Raw genomic sequence first — 24,489 nt, 5'->3', positions numbered from 1 at the left:
GGCAGGGTACCGGCTTGCGATACCAGTGACACCTTGGCGGAATAAGTGTCCCGGGAATTATATGGGAAGGGATCACGGTCGCCTTTACTACCGGCTCCCGGATAGGGGGACGGGATACGATTTGGCAGGACGTATCCCGCACCTGTTGCCGATCTATGTTTTTAAAGCTCTATCCATTCTCCGGCTGGAGCTTATTCACTATGGTCCCCCCCGGTTTGTTTGGCTTCTTCTACCCGTTTGAGGAAGCGATCGGCCTCGAGGAAGCCTGTTACGCGCGCGGATTCTATTTCCTGACCTTCAGCGTCCAGAAACAGAATGGTGGGAACGCCGGCAATGTCATATTTACGGCGCAGTTCCCCGGCCCGCCTGGAATCAAAATGGGTGAGGTCCACCTTCATGCGCAGAAAAGATTCCGTTTCGTCAATGACCCGGCCATCGGTAAATGTTTTGCGGTCCAGTTCAATACAGGGGATACACCAGTCGGCATAGAAGTCGAGCATGATGGGTTTATCGGTCTTTTCGATCAGCTCGCTGTCATAGGCTTGCCATTTAACGTTCTCTTTCTGGAGGTTTTGAAAGAGCAGGAAGGCACTGATCAGGGCCCCGGTACCGGCGGCGTATTTGATCCATCGAAATACTTGTCGTTGATGGCCCGATCGTTCTATAAAACCCAGGTAGACCCCGCCGAAAACAAGGGCAACCAGTATGGCATACATGGAGTAGCCAGGGGTAAAGGCCAGTGACAGGTAGAAGAGGGCAATGCCTACAAGCATGACTCCGAAAACCTTCTTCACCCAGACCATCCAGACGCCCGACTTGGGCATCTTGGTAAGCAGACCGCTGAAGGTGCCGAGAATAAGATAGGGCAGGCCGAGGCCCAGAGCCATTACGAGGAAAGTGATGAATCCAAACAGGGGGCTTCCCTGGGCGCCTACAAAGGCCAGCAGGGCAATGACGGGCGGACCGATGCAGGGGGCCGCAAAAATCCCGACCAGGAGCCCGGAAAGAAAATGTCCGATATAGCCGGAGGCCTGCTGGGTTTTGCCAAGCTTCTGCATCATCCATGACGGAGGCTGCAGCTCAAAGAGGCCAAACATGCTCAGCGACAGCAGAAAGATTAACAACCCAATGCCGGCCAGCACCCATGGACTCTGAAGCCAGTTTCCGAAAAGTTCGCCGGTATAGGCAGCCATGACCCCAAGGGTACTGTACATGAACACGATGCCCAGTACGTAGACCAGCGCCTTGCTGAAGGCAGCAACCGCAGAGGGAGACTTACGGGTTGTCTGGCCTCCAAAGAGGGAGACGGTCACAGACATCATCGGGTATACGCAGGGCGTAAGGTTCAGGGCCAGACCAATGAGGAAGATACTGAAAAAGGCCCAGAAAGTGCCCTGCTGGTTAAATACAGAGGCAATTTGGTTGTTGCCGGAAGAGAGGGTCGCCGACTTACGGTTTGCCAGCTCCTCGAACAATTCAGTTCGGACTGAGGCTGCCGTCTGTTCTCCGATGGTGAGGGGAAACTCCAGATTTACATTCGAGGGAGGCAGACATACGTTGTCGCTGCATGCCTGCACCTGCAATGTGCCGGTCAAGCTATAGGCACCGGAGGGAAGGTCGCCGGGAGTTTTCAGCTTGGCCAGTATCACCGCTGTGCCCTCGTACACGTCAAGAACATCTTGGGCGAAAGCAAATTTCATCTGCTTCGGCCTGGGGTATTGGATGTCTGACACGATCGCATGGCTGCTGGCATCGATGCTCAGGTCAACGCCGATAAGGTAGTCCAGCGTAGGGTTGTGGGCGTTCAAGTGCCAGCCTTCCTTGATGTCCATGATGACGGCAAACTGTGCCTCTTCACCGGAAGCGAGGGTGTCGTATCTGACAGCCGACTTGATTTTGACCTTGTCCAGCGTGGACCCAGTACCGGTGCCGGCAGCTTGGCCATGAGCCGAATAAGCGCTTGCCAGCAGGAATAAAAATAATAAAACAGGAGAATTGAGCTTGGATAGAATCATAACAGGTAAGTTCTTTTTTATTCAGTTATCGGCGGGCTATCTCTTCCAGGGCGGGCTGCAGCGCTTCACGGTTTATCATACCGGGTGCCACATATTCCACTTTGCCCTTCTTGTTGATGATGAAGGTGGTTGGAATCCCTCGCAGGGGGCCGTACTTTTGACGGACGGTGCCGTCATCGACGACCAGCGGATAGTTGATGCCGTATTCTTTTGCAAAAGGGCGGACAACCTCCCAGCCCTCCTTGTCGACGGAGACCCCTACGAACAGTACGCCCTCATCCCGCATCTTTTTCTGTATCTCAATGAAGTCGGGAATTTCTTTGCGGCAGGGCGGGCACCAGGTAGCCCATACGTTGAGTACGACAACCTTGCCCTTGTGGTCGGACAGGGTGAAAGGACTATTGTCCATCGTCTTGAGGGTAAAATTCGGGGCGTCCTTAAGCTCGCTGGATTCGCCCGTGCCGACAGCCGCCGCCTGCTGCTTTTCAGGTGACTGGTCGGTCGTACACCCGCCGAGGAGCGCGGCCGCAGTTATCATGATGAGCATGAAGAATGTTCTTTGTTTTGGATAAAACATGGTTAATAGAGTTCTAATGGGTTTTGAGAAAGTGTTTGTAATGAAGGCAGCGGGAACTGTTGGTAGCTGGTTCCCGCAAAGGAGCTACTGCTTCGTCTTTGACAGGGGGGTGCCATAGTACTCTTCATAAGTTGGAATATTGCACCGTCCCGCCCCGCCGGATTTATGGGAGGGGAGCAGGGAAGCCCCGGCCTTGGTAAACCTGGAAGCCTCATGTTGCTGTCTGAGTATATCAAATCCCGCAATCAGGAGGATGATAAACACAGCCAGTATGAGACCTGTTTCCTTGTGATTATTAAAGTAATGCATGGAAAAATCCTACGGTTTTTGTATTGCACGGCCATGCTATCCCACAGACCGGAGGAACAGTGGATGTTGCACGCCTCTGGCTGTTGGAAAAGCTGTAACCTGTTAAAAAGGGGACTTGTAATCCGCGCGCTAATGACCGGTTAGTGCCGGTGCATTATTTTTCTGCTCTCGGAAGCGGCGGATTAAGAAATGCTGGCTGGTGAAAGGAAACCAGATATCAGCCGGCATATAGAGAGGGCAGGCGGGGTGGGTCAGGCTCCTGAAGTACAAAAGACTGTGATGCAGGCAAGAGCAGGCTGTTTTTGAAAACATCACTCTCGCTGTCTGGAAAAAGAAGGAAGATATAATTTGCTGGTAAAATCTGTGAGAGGGTATTGCACGAAGTCGACCCAACCGGCTGTTTTTTGCCGGAGGGCTGGTCATTTTCCGGTGTAAAATGGTTTTCATAGTCCACGCACAGGGTCCGGGACTGCAATGTGTCTGCACCGGAGAGGGGCGAGGAAGGTGAAAAAGCCTTTGTGGTATTGCCGGCTACAGCATGAGCGGCAAAAATGACCAGCAATAGGAAAGCACTATGTTTGGCGAAATAAGTCAATCGGGAAACGTTTTTAATAAAGCACCCACGGTCTGTTGACCGGGGACGTCGCATGAAAATCTGATGCTAAGATATAAATATTAATTGAGAGTATGTAATTTGGCCAATGTTTTTCCATCACATGCCTGTGGGGGAAGCGCACATTGGCTAATATTATCTTGACTTCCCGCTAAGCCCAGGCATCACTGATTATTATCAGGCGGGACCAAAGAACAGGAACGGAGTTTCATTTTAATCGAAAACCTCCTACCTTGTTTACGCTCTTTGAAATAGTGTATTGGTTGCCTGCCCTCGCTCCCGTCAATGGAGCAGGGGGAAGCTGAAAAGGGAATTCCGTGATCGGTCACTTTTTTGTGACGGAAATTCGGAAGCTGTACCCGCAACTGTGAATCCATTGCAAAGCTGTCTCCAACCTTTTGCCACTGTCTGCCAACCGGCGGATGGGAAGGCCGGACAGCAGGATGAGCCAGAAGACCTGCCAAACGATCCTATTTCTTGAGGAACTTTCGGGAGTTAAAGTTTCTGCGAGGACATTTTTATGACCCTAATATACAGACCGTTCAGCGCAGCCCTTGGGTTGTGTGTTGTCATGCTTTTTAATCAGGCTGCCTTCAGCCAGACGATTGCCGATACCCTTCTACTGAAGGAGGTCGAGGTGGTAGCCACTCGTATCGAGCAGCCGCTGGAGTACCAGCCCACCCGCGTGGGAGTGATTGATTCCATGCAGCTTCGTCTTATGCAGGATGTTTCGATTGACCGGCTGTTGGCCTCACATTCCTCACTGTTCATCAAATCACAGGGCCCCGGAAGTATGGCTACGGCATCACAGCGGGGGCTTTCCTCCGAGCAGATTCAGGTACTCTGGGAAGGTATCCCGATCAACAGTCCGCTGCTGGGACAAACAGACCTCTCCCTGCTGCCGGCCAGTTTCTTCTCGGAGGTACAGGTTAGCTCCGGAACCCCCAGCAGTGCCTTTGGGGGAGGCAGCCTTTCGGGGGCCCTGTATTTGGGATCGGACTGGGAGCAGCGGGATTATTTTTCAGCACGGCAGGGCACTGGCTCATTTGGACAATGGCAGACCTCGGTGCAATCTGGCTATACCACCGACAACCTCCGGTTTTCCGTACGCGGGCTGTACGAATATTCCGAAAATGATTTTCAGTATTACAACCGGGCCTATGACCAACTGGAGAAAAGGAGGCACAATCGCACTGAGCGGATGCATGTCATGGCCAGCCTGGGAGGCGGTGATGGTTCCTCCCCATGGAAATCCGTGGTTTGGATTGCGGACAGCAAAAATCAAATTCCAGGCAATGTCTTGCAAGATGACAGCAAGGCCCGGCAGGAGGATCAGTCGCTCCGCTGGCTGAGCACGTACCGGACGCACTGGGGGACGGCCGAAGTGTCGATCCGTAATTTCCTGGAACGGGTGGAGCTTGATTATTTTGATTCACAGCTGAATACGCGAAGCCTGAGCACGCATCGGCGCTGGCTGGTAAGCTCTAATATCCGGTCTTCCGTGGGCCAGCATCTGCTGATGAAAGGGGAAGTCAGCACCGCTTTAACAGGGGTTGACAATGGCAATTATGTGTCCTCCAGGGGGCGCCGGCAGCTCAGCATACTTACGAACCCCGAAATGACCTTCCTGGATCATCGCATGCGGATCTACCCGGCCCTGCGGATGGATGCCTATAGCGACTTCGGTGCGGTTTTGAGTCCTTCGCTGGGAGTAAATTATGAACTGCGGGCCAACAGCTTGTTTGTGCGGGGACAGCTGAGCCGCGACTTTAATCCCCCCACCTTTAATGCCCTTTACTGGGGGCAGGGGGGCGATCCGAATTTAAAAGCAGAGCGAAGCAATACCGCGGAAGTGGGATTCATCCTTACTCCCCGGTATCTCCCGGTTTTTTCATCGGTCGAACTGACGGGCTATTATAGCGAAGTGGACAACGGAATACGATGGTATCCGGGGCCTGACGGGGTGTATTCTCCATCCAATGTTGAGCAGCTGAGGACCCGCGGCGTAGAAATCCATACCGAGAGCAGCCTGCCCCTGCCAGCTGATTGGCAGGTCCGGGCCGAACAGTCGGGCAGCCTGAATCGTACAGAAATTACGAAGCCCCGCTTTCCCGGTGATGCCGCGGTGGGGCACCAGGCGCGATATACCCCCAAGTGGAAATACCAGGCATCGGTCAGCCTTCAGAAGGGGATGGGATCGGCTCTTTTGCAGTACCGGGCTGTGGGACGCCGTTTTACCACGGATACCGAAGACCGGCGCGATTCACTGGATCCATACCAGCTTCTGGATCTCCGGTTACAGGCCGAAAGGGAGATCTGGTCGTTCAACATTTCGGTGCAGGGCGGAATCAACAACCTGTTCAATACCAACTACGAGATCATTCAGTGGTATGCCATGCCCCAACGGAATTTTTCTTTTTCCTTAACAGCAACCTATCATCTATAAAACTCCATTATGAACGTAAGATACGTCCTGTTTTTTTTATTAAGTGCCTCAATCTTCACTTCCTGCCTGGGAGACACGGGGAACAACCCCGATCCACTGGAACTGGCTACCGTATATGTTAGCAATGAGGGCAATTTCAGTGATGCCAGCGGCAGCATCACCAGCTATGATCCCGAATCGGGCAGCAGCCTGCAGTCTGCTTTCGAGGAAGCCAACGGCCGGCCGCTGGCGGGGATCATTCAATCGGTCAAGATTCGCGGTGAACGGCTCTATATCGTATTGAATGAGGCTAACAAAATAGAAGTGACCGAGGTCGGTACCCTGGAAAGTATCGGTACCATTGAAATGTCGACCACTCCAACCGATTTTGAGCTTATCAATGAGGAGGTGGGGTATGTAAGCAACCTGTACGACGGATCCGTCACGGTGGTTAATGTTCAGGATTTTGAGGAAACAGATACAGCGATTGCGGTGGGCTCGCAGCCGCGAAGCATGGTTCGCCTGGGAAATATGGTCTATGTGGCAAACAGCGGATCGGGCAGTGCCAATACCATCACCGTGGTCAACGCCTCATCTGATACCGTCATGGATACCATTGAGGTGGGGGCGGGGCCAGCAGAAATAGCCCTGGATGTGTCCAACCGCCTCTGGGTGGTATGCAGCGGAAAGATCGCTTATGATGAGAACTGGGAACGGGATCCCGCCAACGATGTTCCGGGCAGCGTTTATATTCTGGACGGGGGCTCGGCAACGGTCATCGATTCCATCCAGACAGGGGGACACCCCTCGGATATTGCGCTTAATAATGAGGGGGCAGAGGCCTACTTGATTGACGAGGCTGTTTCGGTTGTTGATATGAATACCTACGAGGTGAAGGAAGCCCGCTTCATTGACCGCACTTTTAGCAGCATAGAATACATGCCTACCGAGGGGCGGATCTATGTGGGAGACAGCAGGGGATACAGCCAGAACGGGCAGGCATTGATATATGAGCTCAGCGGTACGGCCGTGGATTCGTTTACGGTGGGGATTGCACCCAGAATATTTCACTTTATCGTAAACTAAAGCCCCCGGCCGCTTCGTTATAATGCTAGTGTGCGAATGAGTAAATTACAAGATGGTATTACGGCCCCGGCTTGGAGATCAGTCCGGGGCTTTCTTATGACAGCAGATAATCTGAGGTAACGGCTGGAGAGAGATCAACAGTTATCCACATTCAATTCTACGAGGAAGCAGAATTCCTTAAAATCAGGCTCCTCAGGCAAATAGATTGTGGATAACTACCCGTTTTTGTGGAAAAGTATTTGAGTTTTTGCTTGTAGCAGAAAATATGACCCTTATATTTCATAGTACTTAAAAGAGTGAAAATTTACGCTTTTTCGAAAAAGTCCTACCAAGTAAAAACATTAGTCAAGGAATCGGTAATTATATGAAATTTACACGTTTTTATACTCAGGAAGAGTGGAAGACCCCCTTTGGAGATATGAAGTTTGAGAGCCGGAAATCAGAGATCAAAAATCCGGATGGATCACTGGTTTTCTCGATGGATAGTGTGACTGTGCCCAAATCCTGGTCGCAGGTATCGACAGATGTCATTGCACAGAAATATTTCCGAAAGGCGGGGGTTCCAAAGAAGACTAAAAAAGTGAAAGAAGAGGGAGTGCCGGAATGGCTGCAGCGGTCAGAAGCCGATGAAGAGGCGATGAAGAATATGGACAAGGACGATCGCTACGGCAGTGAAAACGACAGCAAACAGGTGTTTCACCGGCTGGCTGGTTGCTGGACCTACTGGGGCTGGAAGCATGATTACTTTGATTCCGAGAAAGATGCACAAGTGTTTTATGATGAGCTCTGCTATATGCTGGCGAACCAGATGGCGGCTCCAAACAGTCCGCAGTGGTTCAATACCGGACTGCATTGGGCCTACGGCATTAACGGACCATCGCAGGGACATTATTACGTGGATGGCAAAACAGGGGAACTGACCAAGTCGGAGGACGCCTACAGCCATCCCCAGCCGCATGCCTGTTTTATCCAGAGCATTGACGACAACCTCGTGAATGAGGGCGGTATTATGGATCTATGGGTTCGTGAAGCCCGACTCTTTAAGTACGGCTCCGGAACAGGAAGCAATTTCTCCAAGATTCGGGGAGAAGGAGAGCCCCTGAGCGGAGGCGGTAGATCATCCGGACTGATGAGCTTTCTCAAGATTGGGGATAAAGCGGCCGGCGCAATCAAATCGGGTGGAACGACCCGGCGAGCTGCAAAAATGGTAACCCTGGACCTCGACCACCCCGACATCGAAGAGTATGTCAACTGGAAGGTTCGGGAAGAGCAGAAGGTGGCTTCAATCGTTACCGGTTCCAAGATATTGGAGAGACACCTCAAGAAGATTATCAAACTGTGTAACAAACCGGTGGAAATTGACGGCCGTACCTTCAACGGGGCCGTCAGCCGCGACCCGCTGAAAAATGAAGAGCTGGGCCGGGCAATCCGGGAAGCCAAGCAGGACCAGGTGCCGCTGAATTATATTGAACGGGTGGTGCAGCTGGCAGCCCAGGGCTTCACCGACCTGAAATTCGATACCTATGATACGGACTGGGACTCCGAAGCCTACCGTACTGTGAGCGGACAGAATTCCAATAACTCGGTCCGCATCCCCAATAAATTTATGCAGGCGGTCAAGGAGGACGGCCCGTGGAATCTCTACTGGCGTACAGAGAAGCGCAAGGCCAGGGAAGAAGGACGCGAGCCGGAGCCCTGTGAAACCCTCCGCGCCCGCGAACTGTGGGATGAGATCTCCAACGCAGCCTGGGCCTGCGCCGACCCGGGAGCGCAGTACCACGATACCATCAACGAGTGGCACACCTGTCCGGAAGACGGGCCCATCAACGGCAGTAACCCGTGTTCGGAATATATGTTCCTGGACAACACGGCCTGTAACCTGGCTTCCCTCAACCTGATGAAGTATTTCAAGACCGATGAGTGCAAGGAATTTGATGTTGAGGCCCTGCGCAATGCCTCACGGCTGTGGACTGTCGTACTGGAGATTTCGGTACTGATGGCCCAGTTTCCGTCCAAGGAAATTGCAGACCTTTCGTATAAATACCGCACGCTGGGCTTGGGATATGCAAATATCGGGGCGGCCCTGATGGTTCAGGGCGTTCCCTATGATAGTCCCGAAGGCTGTGCTATTGCCGGCGGACTCACCAGCATTATCCACATGAATGCCTATACAACCAGTGCAGAAATGGCCAGCGAGCTGGGAACCTTTGAACGGTATGAGGCCAACAAGGAGCATATGCTTCGCGTACTGCGCAATCACAAGCGGGCGGCCTTCAATGTAGACCCGGATGAATATGAAGAGCTGACGGTCAAGCCCATGGGTATTGATGCAAATGAATGCCCGGACAACCTGCTCAAGGCGGCACGCGAGGATTCCGAGAAGGCCGTCAAGATGGGTGAGAAGCACGGCTACCGCAACGCCCAGGTAACCGTTATTGCACCTACCGGTACCATCGGGCTTGTCATGGACTGCGATACTACAGGTATTGAGCCTGACTTTGCCCTTGTGAAATTCAAGAAGCTTGCCGGCGGGGGTTATTTCAAAATTATCAACCAGGCGGTGCCCAAAGCACTCGAGAACCTGGGATACAGTCCCAAGGAGCGGGAAGAGATAATAAAATACGCCAAGGGCTATGGTACGCTGGACGGCTGTCCGCATATTAACGAGGAGAGCCTGCGCGAAAAAGGCTTCGAAGACGACCAGCTCGAGGCTATTGAAGAAAGCCTGCCAAGCAGTTTTGACATCAAGTTTGCTTTCAACCAGTTTACGCTGGGCGAGGACTTCTGTGAGGAGGAGCTGGGGCTGGAAGAAGATCAGCTGGCCGATCCGCAGTTTAACATGCTGAAATATCTCGGCTTCTCGCAGCGCGAAATCCAGGAGGCCAATGACTATGTCTGCGGTACCATGACCGTGGAAGGTGCACCGAACCTGAAGGACGAGCACTTGCCGGTCTTCGACTGCGCCAATCGATGCGGGCGTATTGGAACGCGATACATCAAGCCCGGTGGGCATATCCGGATGATGGCCGCAGCGCAGCCGTTCATTTCAGGAGCTATATCCAAGACCATTAACCTGCCCAACGAGGCGACGGTGGAAGACTTCAAGGAAGCCTACATGGATTCCTGGGAGCTGATGCTGAAGGCCAACGCCCTCTACCGTGACGGCTCCAAGCTGAGTCAGCCGCTGAACAGCCTCAGCGATGTCTTTGAAGAGCTCGAAGATGACGGTGAGCTGGATGAAGAGACGGCTGCTGCTCAGGACAAGGTGGTTGAATCGGCTGAAAAAATTATTCACAAGTATGTGGCTAACCGTCAGCGGCTGCCCAACCGCCGAAACGGTTATACGCAGAAAGTGAAGATCGGAGGGCAGAGCGTTTACCTGCGTACGGGTGAATATGAAAATGGCCAGCTGGGCGAGATCTTCATCGACATGCATCGCGAGGGAGCCGCTTTCCGCAGCCTGACCAACTGCTTTGCCATCGCTATTTCGCTTGGCCTGCAGCACGGCGTGCCGCTGGAAGAGTTCGTCGATGCGTTTACCTTTACCAAGTTTGAGCCGAGCGGCATGGTTAACGGAAGCCCGCATATCAAGATGACGACTTCCGTCATTGACTATATCTTCCGAGAGCTGGCGGTAACCTACCTCGGCCGGGATGACCTGGCGCATGTGCCTGCAGATGATATCATGTCGCGCAAACTGCGTCCTTCTGAAGAGGCCGAACAGGCGCGCGAACGGGCAAAACGGGTAGATCCCAGTCAGAGTCCCGATGCGAGCCAGGCTGAACCGGTCACCGAATCACAGCCGGTGAAGCAGGGCCAGGCCGCTGCCGATGACGACAGCTACCAGAGCGATTACGAGAAGGCCAAGGAGCTGGGCTACACCGGCGACTCCTGCCCCGAATGCGGAAGCATGACGATGGTGCGTAACGGTACGTGCCAGAAGTGTATTACCTGTGGATCTACCACGGGCTGCTCATAAGGCGCAGCAAACGACAAAGGCGATAAAATTCAAACCCCGGCAGGGATTGACCCGTGCCGGGGTTTTTAATTATAACAACAGCGTAACACAGGGACAGAGATTATGACACCTTTTGGCGGAATGGAAATCATAACCATGCTGCTCATTATCCTTTCACCATGGCTGATTATCGTTGGCTACTTCCTCTGGCTGGGGACCAAGATAAGCCGGATAGCAAAAGCCCAGGAAGAGCACAGCAGGTATCTGGAAAAGATTATTACCTTGCTTAGCGAGACGGGTGGCGGTGAGTAGCGCTTGTTTTGCCGGACCGCGGTAGCCGGCCGGTAAATGTTATTATGTCGCTATTTGAAAGGGTTTGCCCCCACTGTAGTGAGATAGTCTTTATTACTACCCTGAGGCAGGGTATCTTAGTCTAGTAAAGTAGGCTATTTTGAGATAGTACATGAGTCCACTTCAGGAAGGAGGGCAGATAATGCCATAGTAACATCAGTTCGCAACACCCGCCAGAGGTAAAATAATGAACCGGCAAGGTGAGGCCGGCCATTGAAGTTTGCCGCCCCCGGGTGAGACGGCCCGGGCCGCTCCCGCTATCCAATCCACGGGTAGTCGTCCCAGTTGGGTTTGCGTTTTTCCAGGAAGGCATCCCGTCCCTCGGTGGCTTCGTCCGTCATATAAGCCAGGCGCGTAGCTTCCCCCGAGAAGACCTGCTGGCCCACCATGCCGTCATCCACCAGGTTGAAGGCGTACTTGATCATGCGAATGGCAGTAGGGCTTTTTTCTAGGATTTCCTGCGCCCATCGGTAAGCGGTCTCTTCCAGTTCATCGTGCGGCACCACCTTGTTGACCATCCCCATGTCGAAGGCCTCCTGTGCGGAATAGTTGCGGCCCAGGAAAAAGATTTCGCGTGCTTTTTTCTGTCCCACCTGCCGGGCAAGCAGGGCTGAGCCAAAGCCGCCGTCAAAACTGGCCACATCCGCATCGGTCTGTTTGAAAATAGCATGTTCTCTGCTGGCGAGGGTCAGATCACAGACCACGTGCAGGCTGTGTCCGCCTCCGACTGCCCAGCCGGGTACTACGGCAATGACCACCTTGCCCATAAAGCGAATCATGCGCTGCAGGTCAAGCACGTTAAGACGCGGGGTCCCCGCATCATCCCTGTATCCGGCCTTGCCGCGCACGTTCTGATCGCCTCCGGAGCAGAAGGCCCACTTGCCGTCTTTGGGCGAGGGACCTTCACCTGTCAGCAGCACGACCCCGATCTCCTGGTCCTCCCGCACATTCAAAAAAGCCTCCTGCAGCTCAAAGAGGGTCTTGGGACGAAAAGCGTTGCGAATTGCCGGACGGTCAATGGCAATACGGGCTACACCGCTGGATTTTTTAAAGGTAATATCTTCGTATTCTTTGACGGTTTTCCAGTTCATAATGTTGAATGTTGATCAATGTGAAGTTTTAATTCGTGAACAAAATCTGCAGGGTTGTCGAGGTGTACGCGGTGGCCGGCTTCAACGACAGCCAGCCGTCCATGTGGGAGATATGCAGCCAGGCGGCTGTTAATCTGCTGGTATTTCTGATCGGCCGATCCCGCGATCAGCAGGGTCGGGAGGTTCGGGGACATCTGCTCTGCGGGGATGGCGGTCATGAATCCTGTACCGAAACCCCGTAGCGAGGCCGCCATGGCGCGGGGTTTCTGCTCGCGATGGATTTGCTCATACTTCCGGGCCCGGGATTCATCAACCGGTGCGGGCGATTGAAAGAGCAGGGCCTCTTCCCAGCGGGAGAGAAAACCCTGATAATCGTCTTCAATCTGTGCCGCCCGCTGACGATCCGTTTGGCGCCGCTCCCTTTTCCGGGGCTTATCCACAATGCCGTTGGTGGTACTTTCTAGAATGAGTCCACTGAAGTATTCGGGATGCGCATGGGCCAATTTTAACGCCAGTCGTCCGCCCATGCTGTAGCCGTGAAGGAAAAGGGGCGAAATATTGAGGATACGGATCAGCTCGTGCAGATCACGGAGCTGGCAGTTTTCCCGGTACCGCCCGGGGTCGCCGGGCGCAGAGGAACCACCGTGGCCGAGCAGGTCAACTGTGACGGGGTTGCAGAATTGGCACAACCTGCCGACCAGGTGATCAAAAGCGCGGTGATCGCCCATAAAACCGTGCAGCATCAGCAGCCAGGGGAGCTGTTCATTACGCTGGTGAATCTTCACGGCATAGTCGAGGCTATGGATGGGGGTGATATTCATGGCTGGAAATCCCAGAGTTGCCGGCGAAGCTTCATGGAAGCTTCGGCATCGGTCAGGCATTCGACCACGGATAGCCCGGGCTGTTCTTGCTGCCACTGCTCCAGGTCAAACTGCCGGAGCTCGTCCACAGAAGATACCCGGTGGTATGGAATGGAATAGGCGTTTGCCAGCTGCCGGATACTGGCCGCCTGTGGCGTTTCAAAATAGGTGTCGAAATAGGCATCGTGCTGCTCGATGGGCAGCATCCGGAAGATGGAGCCCCCCGAATTGTTGGCAATGACAACGGCAAGGTCGGCACCCGCCCGGTTATGATTCAGCAGGGCGTTGGTATCGTGAAGAAAAGCCAGATCCCCGGTCAAGAGCATGCCGGGCTTCCGGAGCCCGATGCTGATCCCCAGTGCGGTTGACGAGACCCCGTCGATGCCGCTCGCCCCGCGGTTCAGATACAGGGGATAGCGAGTGATATCATATCCCGTCAGCTGAATGTCACGGGCCGGGAAGGAATTGGAGACGGCGATAAAAAGGTCCTCCGGGCACTGGGTAATAAGGTGCTGGTAAAGGTGGCCGTCGGTCAAGACCGATGGTCGGCTCATGACCTTTTGATAATGGCTGCGGAATAGCCGTTCCTGTCTTTTCCAGGTCTTCAGCCAGGACGAAGGGGCGCCTTTGAGTCTGTCGGGCAGTGCCAGGGGCTGTCCCAGCCAGGGCAGGTGGGTGCTTTGAGTGCAGGTGGCATCCTGCCAGTCCGCAGTGCTGGCAAAATGTATGTGGTGGGAGGGACGCCAGCTTTGCAATGCCTGTTCGATGCTTTTGGCGGTAGGCTGAAAACCAAACCGAAGGATCAAGTCCGGCTCCAGCTGATGAACAAGCTGTTCGTTGCGCAGAAAAGAGGCAAAGCCGCCGACGGTGTTGGGGCTGGCGATGGTTGATTCGGAAAGGACCGGCGCCCGGAGCTGTTCTGCCAGATGAGCAACGGATTCGAGATGATCGCCGGGGGCAGCGGGGCCCACCACGATCAGGGGCCGGTCGGCAGATGACATCGCCCGCCGGACTGTTTCCGGAAGGGTAAAGGAAGACTTGCTGTACCGCTCTTCCTGATCGGTAAGCGGTTCGCTGCTGTTTTCCCCGCGGATCTTCGCCACAAAGGAAGGACGGGGTTCGAGGGGTTTCCGGAATGGAAAATTGATGTGTACCGGACCCCGCTTTTGTTGTGCCATCCCTACAGCCTGTCGGGCGAGAAGCACCAGTCGATCCAGATCTTCCTTGTCAAGCCGGGGTTCGCCGGCCTCATGAAAAAAAACGGGATAGCTGCCGAAGAGTTTCAGCTGGTCGATGGCCTGGTTGGCCCCGGTGGCCCGGAGATGGGGCGGACGGTCCGCCGTAGCCAGTATCATGGGGACCCCCGACTGGCGGGCTTCAATGACGGCCGGGTAGTAGTTGGCTGCCGCGGTCCCCGATGTGCAGATGAGTACAGCCGGGTAGCCGGTCGCCTTGCCAATACCCAGGGCGGTGAAGGCGGCAGATCGTTCATCCAGGATGACATGCTTTTCGAGATTAGGATGGGCGGCTGCGGCCATGGTCAGGGGTGTGGACCGCGAACCCGGGGAAATGACCACATGACGTACGCCTTTTTTCAGCAGCTGACGGAAAAAGGTTGTCGACCAGTAGTAAGGGATGTCCCGGGCATCTAAATCAGTCATACTGAAGGGCGGAAAGCATCGGCTTTAGTTTAAGATTCGTTTCTTCCCACTCCGTCTGAGGGTCAGAGTCTTCAACAATGCCGCAGCCCGCAAAAAAATGCACTTGTTCTTCGCCAATAAGGCCACTCCTGATGGCTACGGCGAATTCTCCGCTGCCAGAGGCATCGACCCACCCGACCGGACCGGCATACCAGCCGCGTTCAAAATCTTCCAATTCCCGGATGTAGGGAGCCGCTTTGTGCCACGGATAGCCACCCACCGCGGGGGTGGGGTGCAGCTTCTCAAGGACGGAGAGCACCGTTGCTTCCGGTTTCAGGTCTGCCTGGATAGGGGTGTAGAGGTGTTGAACATTGGAAAGTTTCTTTACCTGGGGCTGACTGCTGTGCCGGATGGAGCGGGCAAAAGGGCGCAGCCGCTGTTCGATATCCTGCACGACAAACTGATGTTCATTCCTGTTTTTGGTACTGATTGACAGGTCCTTGGCAAGTGTGAGATCCTCCATGGCCGTTTTACCGCGCTCAATGCTGCCCGCCAGTGCTTCGGTCTGCAGCAGGTTGTCTTCAAAAGCAATTAACTGCTCCGGTGTGGCTCCCACGAAACTTTGACCCCCGGGAGGATGAACCAGAAAACAGCTGCAGTTTTCATACCGGCGGCGCAGATGATCGAGCAGTTTGGTGACAGGAGCGGTGTTCTTGCGGGCCACCGACAGCCGGCGGGCCAGCACGATCTTGTCAAATGTTTCCTGCCGGATCTGCTTTTTGGCTTGCTTTACAGATGAGATCCAGGCTTCAAATCCCAATTTCAGCGGTATGGCCGGAAACGGATCGGTATTTTTTCTGGCAATGACCGGGGATGACGGGGAATCGGAAGCAGAAGTCATCTGCCGGTTGAGCGACCGGAGCCTCCCTGTTACTTCCTCATAGATTTCATTCCGGCTTTGAAAGTCGGGAAGCTGCAGTGAGAGGGTAGCTGAATAATGGTCCCCGTCTTTCAGAATGAACCAGCGGGGGACGGTGAGCGAGGCCGCTTCAAAAGAATCCCAGTCGGCCGTTTCAAGCCTGCTGAAAAAGGAAAATCCTCCCAGGAACATCAATCCTGCCCGGGAATGGTAGACGGAAGAAAAGGAGGCGGTAGCATTCTGCAAGGCTTGCTGCTGGCTGATAATATCCGCAAAACGGGAGGGACCGGAGGCTGACAGCTGCACCAGCGTATCGCCGGCGGCAATGGCAAAGTTATCAGACGGTTTCTCCCAGTAGTAACGAAACTGCTGCTCATTCCAGCTTTCCTGCAGCAACATCAGCGGCTCTATTTCCTGAACCGGAAAGGTAAAGGTCGCATACGATTTATCCTGCTGCCGGACCAGCCCTTCAATAAATAGTTGAAGCCGCTGATCGGTAGCACGATCAACCTGCAGCGGTAGTTCCTGCGTATCTGATAGCAAATCGGTATCCATGAGTCAGGTAGAAATAGGAAATAACTTTCAGAACTTTCAATATAAATTGAAAATAAGTTATTCCATAATCAATTTCACGGCCCATTTGAGCGGGGCGAGATATCTCTGGCAGGAAGTTTCCCCTGGCTGTCGATCCACGAGACAGGGAAACCGGAGCGCGGGCCGGACACCCGGTGACAGCCGAGCCTATTGAGCGTTATCCTTTTTGCCTGATTCAAACGGGTTGTAGATCCCGTATTCGGTGGGGTCGTATTCGGCCAGGTCGAAAAAATGTTTCCAGGCCTCCTCGCTCTCGCCGTCGTCATTCACCCAGTTGGGGTGGCTCTGTTTGATGAGTCCGACCGCACGCTCGGCATATTCAACACGTTCCTCTTCATCTTCAATGCGTGGGAGGGAGGCAATCATGCGGTCCAGATTATAGCCGCAATCAAAATCCTTGGGTTTCTTCTGTTCTACAAACATAGTGGTCAACGATAATAAAGTTCTTTTGCAGGGAAAGATAACAGCCTTTGAGGTTGGAATAAAGGCCTCCCGGCTTTTTTTATCGGATGACGGTAGCCGGGGGCTTCCTCAAGGCGGTACTGCCGGACCGGTTTTTGCTCTTTATTCGGCGGGCTAATTCAAAATGCCTATATTAAAGGGTGAATCTGATCTGAAATGTTAATTATAACGATTGATAGATTTTTGATGTATTACAATTCAATTTTAGAAACAATTGGAAATACCCCCCTGGTGAAATTGAACACTGTCGGGGATGATATCGAGGGTACGGTCCTTGTCAAGGTGGAATACTTTAATCCCGGGCAGAGCGTAAAAGATCGCATCGGCTTGAAGATGATCGAGGATGCCGAAGAAAAGGGACTGATTAAACCCGGTGGTACGATTATCGAGGGAACGTCCGGCAATACGGGCATGGGCCTGGCCCTGGCTGCAGCCATCAAGGGGTATGACTGCATCTTCACGACCACCGACAAGCAAAGCAAGTCCAAGATCGATATTCTCCGGGCCATGGGAGCCAAAGTGAAGGTATGTCCGACAAACGTGGAGCCTGACGACCCCCGAAGCTATTACTCGGTTGCAAAACGGCTGAGCGAGGAAATCCCCAACTCCTATTATCCCAACCAGTACGACAATCCCAGCAATACCCAGGCCCACTATGAGACGACCGGCCCTGAGATCTGGGAGCAGACCGAGGGGAAAATAACACACTATGTGGCGGGTATGGGGACCGGAGGTACGATATCCGGCACTTCGAAATACCTGAAGGAACAAAATAAGCATGTTCAGACCATCGGGGTAGACAGCGTCGGCTCCGTCTACAAAAAGTATTTTGAAACCGGTGAATTTGATAAAAATGAGATTCATCCCTATCTAACGGAGGGGATTGGGGAGGATATCATCCCGGAAAACATGGACTTTGATTTGCTGGATGCGGTGATGCAGGTAAACGACAAGGAGGCCTTTCTGATGACCCGGGCCCTGGCGAAAAAGGAGGGGCTGTTTGTCGGCGGCTCATGCGGAGCGGCGGTTCACGGTGCACTGGAGTATGCCCGCACCAGTGATTTTGGAAAAGACGACCTGATGGTTATCATCCTTCCCGACAGCGGTGCCCGGTATGTCTCCAAAATTTTTAATGACGACTGGATGAGAGAACATGATTTTTTGGATGCGGACTAGCATTCCAGGCGTTAATTCTAATCTAATCAATGCATATTTATGGCAGATCAATCGCAGCACAAAAAACAGGGACAGATGGAAATTGAGCTCCCGGATGAGGAGGCCAGCGGTACGTACTCGAACCTGGTCATGATTTCCCACTCTGCATCGGAGTTCATTCTGGATTTTATTTCGGTCATGCCCGGCCGGCCCAAAGCAAAAGTGGTGAAACGGATGGTGCTCACGCCCGACCATGCCAAGCGGCTGGTCGATGCACTGTCGGAGAACATCAAACGGTATGAAAGTGAAAATGGACCCATTGATCACGATGACGAGATCGATGTGCCGTTCAACTACCGGGGGCCCACGCCGGAAGCATAGCAGTGGATGACGAATATGTTCGATTTCCTAAGACAACTTTTTCATAAGCGCGACCGGGGACTTACGTTCGTTATTTTTGACGACCGCGAACCGGAGCCCTCGAACAGCTATCGCTTCAAACCGGCGAACCTGCTGTATCTTTTGTACGGTTCGCTGGCTGCAGTAGCGATACTTGTGTTTGTGCTTCTCAAGTTCACCCCGGTGTCGGGACTCTTTTTCTCGCATACGGAAAAAGATCTGCGCGAACAGGCAATCGCCATCTCTGAACAGGTGAGGGCCCTGCAGGACTCCCTGCACGCACGGGATCTCCAGCTTGCCCAAATGAAACGAGTGATTGGCGCCGGCGAGGATACGGTATTCCAGGTCGACAGGTCGCGCCGTGAAACCGTGAATGGGGCGATGAAAAAAAAACGGGAACCTGAACCCTTTTCTGTAGTAAAAAGTACTACGGATAGTTTGCGATTGAAAAATGAGGTCGTACTTTCCGATATATTCAAAGGTAAGCCTGTGTTTCCAACCGGCTACCCGTTGGACGGTACATTGACACGGGGGTTCAATCCCGGGAAAGGGCATTTTGGTGTGGATATTGCCACAGAAAATGGTACGCCTTTCAAAGCAATTGCTGATGGGGCGGTTGTTGATCAGAACTGGACACTGAATTTTGGCTGGGTCCTGTATGTTCAGCACAGTGATAACATGATTACCGTATATAAACATGCGGAATCATTATCGAAATCTGTCGGTGATATCGTAACAAAAGGTGACATTCTGGGAACAGCCGGGAATACCGGGATTATGAGTTCGGGACCTCATTTGCATTTGGAAATTTGGCAAAACGGTATCCCACAGAATCCTAATTCATATCTTATTAAATCGTAAATCAGCTCTATGTTTAACAACAATAAGGACAAGAAGGACAACAACAGAAAACCTATGAGTTCAAACAACACCGATAAAAACCAACCCTCAGTTAATATGATTAGCGAAGGCACAACATTAGAAGGGACCATTAAAACAACGAGTGATATCCGGGTGGCTGGCGTTATAGATGGGGAGGCCAATGCCGAAGGCAAGGTCATTATATCTTCCAGCGGAGAGGTCAAAGGTAACATCAAGGCCACCGACGCCGATATTGCCGGAAAGGTTGACGGAGAGATCAGAGTCAACAACAAGCTTATCCTGCGAGAGTCGGCTTTGGTTGAGGGTGATATCTATACCAAAACACTCCTTGTTGAAGAAGGGGCGCAGATTAATGGCGGCTTCCACATGACCGAAGACAAATCGGTATCCAGCAAGAAGAAGTCCTCAAACGGACTGTCCGGTTCTTTCAGCAAGTCTGGTTCAAAGGACAAGAGCAAAAAAAAGGCTGAGAAGAAATCTGATTGAACGACCGGGATAAGCTTTCGTCTTATATAGAATATATGTCGCTCGGGATTGAGATTGCTGCGGCCCTGGCGGTACCGATCCTGCTGGGATACTGGCTGGACGGCTATTTCGGTATTCAGCCCTGGCTCCTGCTCACTGGTTGTCTGGTGGGAATCATCAATATTTTCATTCTTATTTTCAAGCTTAACGAGCGGCTCAATAAAAAATGAACCGGTAGTGGACGAGCGGTTTCGGTTTGTAGTATATAGCTTCCTTCGGTCGGCCCTGCTGGTATTGGCGGGCACAATACTGGTGGCCTATATCTGGTCCCCGGCACACATGGTAAAGGCTCTGATGGCAAATATGCTCAGTTTCTTGTTTGTGGCCTCTAACTTTTTGAGCCTCCGTAATTTTAAAAAACAAACGCATAAAATATTTTATCGTCGATTTTTAATTGTTTTGGCTGTCCGCTTTGTGTTTGTGCTCCTTGCTCTGGTGTTGATTCTCAGGATGATAAAATTCCATCAAATTTATTTTACAGTTAGTTTCATAATTTCGTATATTCTCCACTCTATAATCGAGATTATTTTAATCAACAAAATTCTGCAAACTGACAACTAAAAAATAAATGTTACAGGCCTTTCGGCGCGTCCTCGTCACTTTAATGGTATTTTTGTGTGTTGCACCTCTTGTTAAAGCTGCAGAAACCGGCGAAGAGAATTCGGATTCTCCTATTGATGTCATGGGGAAAGTGGTGGATCATCACTACCTGGCACTGCCGGGCTATGAGTTGCAGCTGCCGCGGATCATGCTGGTAGACGGGGAATGGCATTTTTATGCCAGTACGCATGCGGCGGTGGAGTCGGGTGAGTTTGTGGAGCAGGATCATGTACTGGTACCGGCTGATGGAAGTGATATTACGCTGGACATGTCTATTACTGCGCATTTGATGTATGTGTGGTTTGGGGTGCTGCTAACTTTGTGGCTGACCATTGCCATGGCCCGACGCTACAGGAGGGGGACCGGCCGGGAAACAGAGCCCAGGGGCTGGTTTCAAAATCTTTTTGAGATTGTTTTTGTGTTTGTCCAGGACGAAATTGCAAAGCAGAATATATCTGAAGACAAATATCGAAAGTTTGTTCCCTATCTGTTTGCTGTTTTTGTGGCCATCACCTTTATGAATCTGTTTGGCCTGCTACCCTGGGGGGTTACAGCTACAGCTGACATCACAGTGACCGCCATACTGGCTTTTATTACATTTATTATTACCCAGTGGAACGGTTCCAGGGATCATTGGGAGCACGTGTTCTGGTTCCCGGGCGTTCCTCCGCTGATGCGTGTGATCCTGACGCCTATTGAAATTATCGGTCTCTTTACCAAGCCTTTCGCACTGGCTGTTCGTTTGTTTGCCAACATGCTTTCGGGGAAGGTTATGATAATTTGTATTTTAGGACTCATCTTTATCTTTGCTGATCTTTTTGGTGCCGTTGCAGGGGTTGGCGTTAGCCTGTTCTCGGTACCGCTGACCGCTGCGCTCTATATCCTGAAAGCGTTTGTCGGAATTTTGCAAGCATACATTTTTACGCTGCTGTCTGCGGTATTCATCGGGATGGCGGTCGAAGAGCACGAGCATCATGAAGAAGGAATCGAAGCTCATGCTTAATACATACTCTTTTACTCATACTTACTAATCCAAATAACAACTAAACATAACAGGTAAATTACTATGGGTTTATTAGCAGCAGGAATCGGAGCAGGAATTGTAGCAGTAGGAGCCGGTATCGGAATTGGTATGATCGGTAAAAGTGCTACCGAAAGTATTGCTCGTCAACCTGAAGCTTCCGGCGATATTCGTGGTGCCATGATTTTGACAGCAGCTCTTATTGAGGGTGTTGCACTGATTGGTGCTATTGTCTGTATTCTTCTCGCGCTTGGAGTGTAAATAATAATCTTACAATCACCGAGTCATGATGCTATTGTTAGCAGGTGGAGGCGGAATACTTTCGTTTAACGGGGGGTTTGCCATATGGGTGCTCATTACGATGGTCCTTTTTTTGATGGTCATGGGCAAATATGCCGTGCCTCTTATTATGGATGCCCTTCAGGAGCGGGAGAGCCGGATCAAGGATTCTCTGGAGTCTGCAGAAAAGGCGCTCAGCCGGGCAGAAAAAATCTCCGAGGACAATGAGAAAGCCCTCAGGGAAGCCGAGCGTAAGGCGCAACAGATCCGCAAGGAAGCCATTAAGGAAGCTGAGATGCTTCGTGCCGAACGTATCGAGAAATCGAAAGAAGAGGCGGCCCAGATGATCAGCCAGGCCAAGGAAACCATTGAGCAGGAAAAAAAGCGTGCGCTCATGGAACTTCGCGATGAAGTTGCTCAATTGGCAGTACAGTCTGCTTCGAAGATTATCGATTCTGAGTTGGATACGCAGAAAAACAGTAAATTGGTAGATAATTTTATCAAAGACGTCTCTAAAAACTAAGGTAGATGCATACAACCAAAGCGGCCAGAAGATATGCGACTGCTCTGTTGGAGCTGGCGAAAGAGCGGGATGAGCTTGAGGAAATTCTTGAGGACATCAAACTTGTCCAAAATACGCTGAAGGACTCAAAAGAGCTTGTAACTTTTTTACGGAGTCCCGTCATCAAATTTGATGACAAGGCAGCGGTACTGGAGAAGCTCTTTTTTGATAAGTTTCAGGAACCTACCCGGCTTTTCGTAAAACTGGTGGCCCGCAAGGATCGCATCAACCTCTTAGACCAGATTACGGATGCTTTTATTCAGCTGTATAAAAAGCATGTTGGTATCATTACTGTTGATGTATTTGTGGCCGAGGAGATAAGCGATGAGCAGCGGCAATTGCTGCATCAGAAGCTGGAGGATAAAACACAGAAAAAAGTAGAGCTCAACGTTACTGTCGATGCATCGCTCAAGGGAGGCATGGCGGTTCGTATTGACGATACGGTCATCGACGGAACGGTCAAGCATCAGCTTGCCAAGCTTGAAGAGTCCCTGCTTTCAACAGTGGTAGAATAGAAATTAATTACGTTTTTAAAACACATTAGAACCAATGAGTCAAGTTAGACCAGACGAAGTTTCAGCAATACTACGAAAACAACTGTCCGGCTTCGACAGCGAAGCGGATGTCTATGATGTGGGAACTGTCCTTGAAGTAGGGGATGGAATTGCCCGCGTATACGGTTTGTCCAAAGTACAGGCCGGAGAACTTGTAGACCTTCCGGATTCTAAAGACAAGGACGGAAATTCCGTCAGTGGAATGGTGCTGAACCTGGAAGAAGATAATGTGGGGGTCGTTCTGTTTGGTTCTACCAGCGCTGTGCAGGAGGGTGATACAGTACGACGTACCAAAGATATTGCGTCCATTAACGTCGGCGACGGCCTGCTTGGACGCGTTATCGACCCATTGGGGAAGCCGCTTGACGGCAAAGGACCGATCTCCGGTGATACCATTCGTATCCCGCTGGAACGGAAGGCGCCCGGGGTCATTTATCGGGAGCCGGTGACGGAGCCTGTACAGACGGGCATCAAGGCTATTGATGCGTTGATTCCAATCGGACGCGGTCAGCGTGAGCTTATTATCGGTGACCGTCAGACAGGTAAGACATCTGTGGCCATTGACACGATTATCAACCAGCGTGAAACACAGGATACCGACAAGCCGGTACACTGTATTTATGTAGCCGTCGGACAGAAGGGATCAACAGTGGCAGGGATCGCAAAAGCCCTGGAAGACAATGATGCTATTGACTATTCCACCATTGTTTCGGCACCTGCCAGCTCAAGTGCTCCAATGCGTTTTATTGCTCCCTTCGCCGGCGCGGCCATCGGTGAATATTTCCGCGATACAGGCCGTCATGCACTGGTTATTTATGATGACCTCTCCAAGCAGGCGGTGGCTTACCGTGAGCTTTCCCTTCTCCTGAAGCGTCCTCCCGGACGGGAAGCCTACCCCGGGGACGTCTTCTATCTGCACAGTCGCCTGCTGGAACGTGCGGCCAAGATTATTGAGGATGATAAGATCGCAAAACAGATGAACAATGTGCCCGAGCAACTGCGGCCGCTCATGAAAGGAGGGGGCTCGCTGACTGCCCTGCCGATTATTGAGACCCAGGCAGGTGACGTTTCTGCCTATATCCCAACAAACGTAATTTCCATTACGGACGGGCAGATCTTCCTCGACACGGACTTGTTTAACTCGGGCGTTCGACCTGCCATTGACGTGGGTACCTCCGTTTCCCGTGTAGGTGGATCCGCACAGGTTAAATCGATGAAAAAGCTGGCCGGTACCATGAAGCTTGACCTGGCCCAGTACCGCGAGCTTGAAGCCTTTGCCAAGTTTGGCTCGGATTTGGATCCGGCCACCCAGCGCCAGTTGAAGCGTGGTGAGCGAACCGTGGAACTTCTCAAGCAGGATATCTATCAGCCGCTTGCGGTCCAGGAGCAAATTGCACTGCTCAAGGTAAACAGTGAAGGCTTGCTTGAGGCTCTCGATGTAAACCAGATCCAGGAGTTTGAAGCTACTTATCTGGAAACAGTAAACGTAAAATTCGACGAGGAGATGGCTGCACTGGCCGAATCCGGAAAGCTGGATGAAGCGTTTGGAGAGAAATTGCTTAACACGGCCAAGACCGTAATCGATCAAATTACATCTGCTGACGACTCCTAA

The 24,489-nt window shown here is 52.1% G+C and carries 22 protein-coding genes, 1 pseudogene and 1 riboswitch; of the genes and pseudogenes, 14 read left to right on the top strand and 9 right to left on the bottom strand.

Annotation, left to right across the window (positions count from 1 at the left end; all coding sequences use genetic code 11):
* Positions 1–191 precede the first annotated feature (191 nt).
* From FN808_RS03440 to FN808_RS03425, 4 genes are all read right to left on the bottom strand, one after another.
* Positions 192–2,015, bottom strand: coding sequence for a protein-disulfide reductase DsbD family protein (locus FN808_RS03440; RefSeq protein ID WP_142713155.1), 1,824 nt, complete (start codon positions 2,013–2,015; stop codon positions 192–194).
* Between the two features lie 25 nt (positions 2,016–2,040).
* Positions 2,041–2,592 (bottom strand): peroxiredoxin family protein, encoded by a 552-nt coding sequence (locus tag FN808_RS03435; RefSeq protein WP_142713154.1) that lies wholly within the window; start codon positions 2,590–2,592, stop codon positions 2,041–2,043.
* Positions 2,593–2,676: 84 nt separating this feature from the next.
* A complete protein-coding gene (locus FN808_RS03430; protein WP_142713153.1) occupies positions 2,677–2,901 on the bottom strand; it encodes a hypothetical protein in 225 nt (74 codons plus the stop codon).
* 217 nt (positions 2,902–3,118) lie between these two features.
* Positions 3,119–3,496, bottom strand: a complete 378-nt coding sequence (locus tag FN808_RS03425) for a hypothetical protein (RefSeq protein ID WP_142713152.1) — start codon at positions 3,494–3,496, stop codon at positions 3,119–3,121.
* A 261-nt stretch (positions 3,497–3,757) separates the two neighbouring features.
* Positions 3,758–3,993, top strand: a riboswitch (cobalamin riboswitch).
* Positions 3,994–4,034: 41 nt separating this feature from the next.
* Here FN808_RS03425 and FN808_RS03420 point away from each other — a divergent pair.
* The 4 genes from FN808_RS03420 to FN808_RS03405 all read left to right on the top strand — a co-directional run bounded on the left by FN808_RS03420 (position 4,035) and on the right by FN808_RS03405 (position 11,295).
* Complete coding sequence (locus FN808_RS03420) at positions 4,035–5,960, top strand: TonB-dependent receptor plug domain-containing protein (RefSeq protein WP_142713151.1); 1,926 nt, start codon at positions 4,035–4,037, stop codon at positions 5,958–5,960.
* A 9-nt stretch (positions 5,961–5,969) separates the two neighbouring features.
* On the top strand, positions 5,970–7,025 hold the full coding sequence (locus FN808_RS03415; RefSeq protein WP_142713150.1) for a YncE family protein: 1,056 nt from the start codon (positions 5,970–5,972) through the stop codon (positions 7,023–7,025).
* Between the two features lie 364 nt (positions 7,026–7,389).
* The gene (locus tag FN808_RS03410) at positions 7,390–11,004 is read left to right on the top strand and encodes a vitamin B12-dependent ribonucleotide reductase (RefSeq protein ID WP_142713149.1); all 3,615 of its coding nucleotides are present in this window, start codon (positions 7,390–7,392) and stop codon (positions 11,002–11,004) included.
* Positions 11,005–11,106: 102 nt separating this feature from the next.
* Positions 11,107–11,295, top strand: a complete 189-nt coding sequence (locus FN808_RS03405) for a hypothetical protein (RefSeq protein WP_142713148.1) — start codon at positions 11,107–11,109, stop codon at positions 11,293–11,295.
* 296 nt (positions 11,296–11,591) lie between these two features.
* Here the strand turns inward: FN808_RS03405 and FN808_RS03400 are convergent, their stop codons facing one another.
* The 5 genes from FN808_RS03400 to FN808_RS03380 form a co-directional block, all read right to left on the bottom strand.
* On the bottom strand, positions 11,592–12,425 hold the full coding sequence (locus FN808_RS03400) for a 1,4-dihydroxy-2-naphthoyl-CoA synthase (protein WP_142713147.1): 834 nt from the start codon (positions 12,423–12,425) through the stop codon (positions 11,592–11,594).
* Positions 12,422–13,246 (bottom strand): alpha/beta fold hydrolase, encoded by an 825-nt coding sequence (locus FN808_RS03395; protein ID WP_185958232.1) that lies wholly within the window; start codon positions 13,244–13,246, stop codon positions 12,422–12,424. The genes FN808_RS03400 and FN808_RS03395 overlap by 4 nt, the downstream gene beginning before the upstream one ends.
* Positions 13,243–14,946, bottom strand: coding sequence for a 2-succinyl-5-enolpyruvyl-6-hydroxy-3-cyclohexene-1-carboxylic-acid synthase (menD, locus tag FN808_RS03390; RefSeq protein ID WP_142713145.1), 1,704 nt, complete (start codon positions 14,944–14,946; stop codon positions 13,243–13,245). Before menD ends, FN808_RS03395 begins: the two co-directional genes overlap by 4 nt.
* Positions 14,939–16,399 (bottom strand): isochorismate synthase, encoded by a 1,461-nt coding sequence (locus tag FN808_RS03385; RefSeq protein ID WP_142713144.1) that lies wholly within the window; start codon positions 16,397–16,399, stop codon positions 14,939–14,941. The genes menD and FN808_RS03385 overlap by 8 nt, the downstream gene beginning before the upstream one ends.
* 186 nt (positions 16,400–16,585) lie before the next feature.
* Positions 16,586–16,861 (bottom strand): DUF4290 domain-containing protein, encoded by a 276-nt coding sequence (locus tag FN808_RS03380; RefSeq protein WP_142713143.1) that lies wholly within the window; start codon positions 16,859–16,861, stop codon positions 16,586–16,588.
* A 225-nt stretch (positions 16,862–17,086) separates the two neighbouring features.
* Here FN808_RS03380 and FN808_RS03375 point away from each other — a divergent pair.
* From FN808_RS03375 to atpA, 10 genes and pseudogenes are all read left to right on the top strand, one after another.
* Positions 17,087–18,067, top strand: a pseudogene (locus tag FN808_RS03375) (PLP-dependent cysteine synthase family protein); the annotation flags it as partial.
* A 48-nt stretch (positions 18,068–18,115) separates the two neighbouring features.
* Entirely contained in the window at positions 18,116–18,436 is a 321-nt protein-coding gene (locus FN808_RS03370) for a DUF3467 domain-containing protein (protein ID WP_142713141.1), read from the top strand.
* Between the two features lie 15 nt (positions 18,437–18,451).
* On the top strand, positions 18,452–19,315 hold the full coding sequence (locus FN808_RS03365; RefSeq protein WP_185958230.1) for a M23 family metallopeptidase: 864 nt from the start codon (positions 18,452–18,454) through the stop codon (positions 19,313–19,315).
* Positions 19,316–19,369: 54 nt separating this feature from the next.
* Positions 19,370–19,822, top strand: a complete 453-nt coding sequence (locus FN808_RS03360; RefSeq protein ID WP_142713139.1) for a bactofilin family protein — start codon at positions 19,370–19,372, stop codon at positions 19,820–19,822.
* Positions 19,823–19,857: 35 nt separating this feature from the next.
* Positions 19,858–20,031 carry an AtpZ/AtpI family protein gene (locus tag FN808_RS03355; RefSeq protein WP_142713138.1) on the top strand — a complete coding sequence of 58 codons (174 nt, stop codon included), beginning with the start codon at positions 19,858–19,860 and terminating at the stop codon, positions 20,029–20,031.
* A 398-nt stretch (positions 20,032–20,429) separates the two neighbouring features.
* Positions 20,430–21,464: a F0F1 ATP synthase subunit A gene (gene atpB / locus FN808_RS03350; RefSeq protein WP_142713137.1), complete on the top strand. Its 1,035-nt coding sequence runs from the start codon at positions 20,430–20,432 to the stop codon at positions 21,462–21,464.
* A gap of 63 nt (positions 21,465–21,527) precedes the next feature.
* Positions 21,528–21,743, top strand: coding sequence for an ATP synthase F0 subunit C (gene atpE / locus FN808_RS03345; RefSeq protein WP_142713136.1), 216 nt, complete (start codon positions 21,528–21,530; stop codon positions 21,741–21,743).
* A gap of 25 nt (positions 21,744–21,768) precedes the next feature.
* Positions 21,769–22,284 carry a F0F1 ATP synthase subunit B gene (gene atpF, locus FN808_RS03340; RefSeq protein ID WP_142713135.1) on the top strand — a complete coding sequence of 172 codons (516 nt, stop codon included), beginning with the start codon at positions 21,769–21,771 and terminating at the stop codon, positions 22,282–22,284.
* A gap of 5 nt (positions 22,285–22,289) precedes the next feature.
* Positions 22,290–22,838, top strand: a complete 549-nt coding sequence (atpH, locus tag FN808_RS03335; protein ID WP_142713134.1) for an ATP synthase F1 subunit delta — start codon at positions 22,290–22,292, stop codon at positions 22,836–22,838.
* A 34-nt stretch (positions 22,839–22,872) separates the two neighbouring features.
* Entirely contained in the window at positions 22,873–24,489 is a 1,617-nt protein-coding gene (gene atpA, locus FN808_RS03330) for a F0F1 ATP synthase subunit alpha (protein WP_142713133.1), read from the top strand.

The sequence above is a fragment of the Fodinibius sediminis genome (assembly GCF_900182555.1).
GTDB classification, from domain to species: domain Bacteria; phylum Bacteroidota; class Rhodothermia; order Balneolales; family Balneolaceae; genus Fodinibius; species Fodinibius sediminis.
Note: the sequence above shows the minus strand (reverse complement) of the source record. Positions and strands in the feature narration are given on the sequence as shown.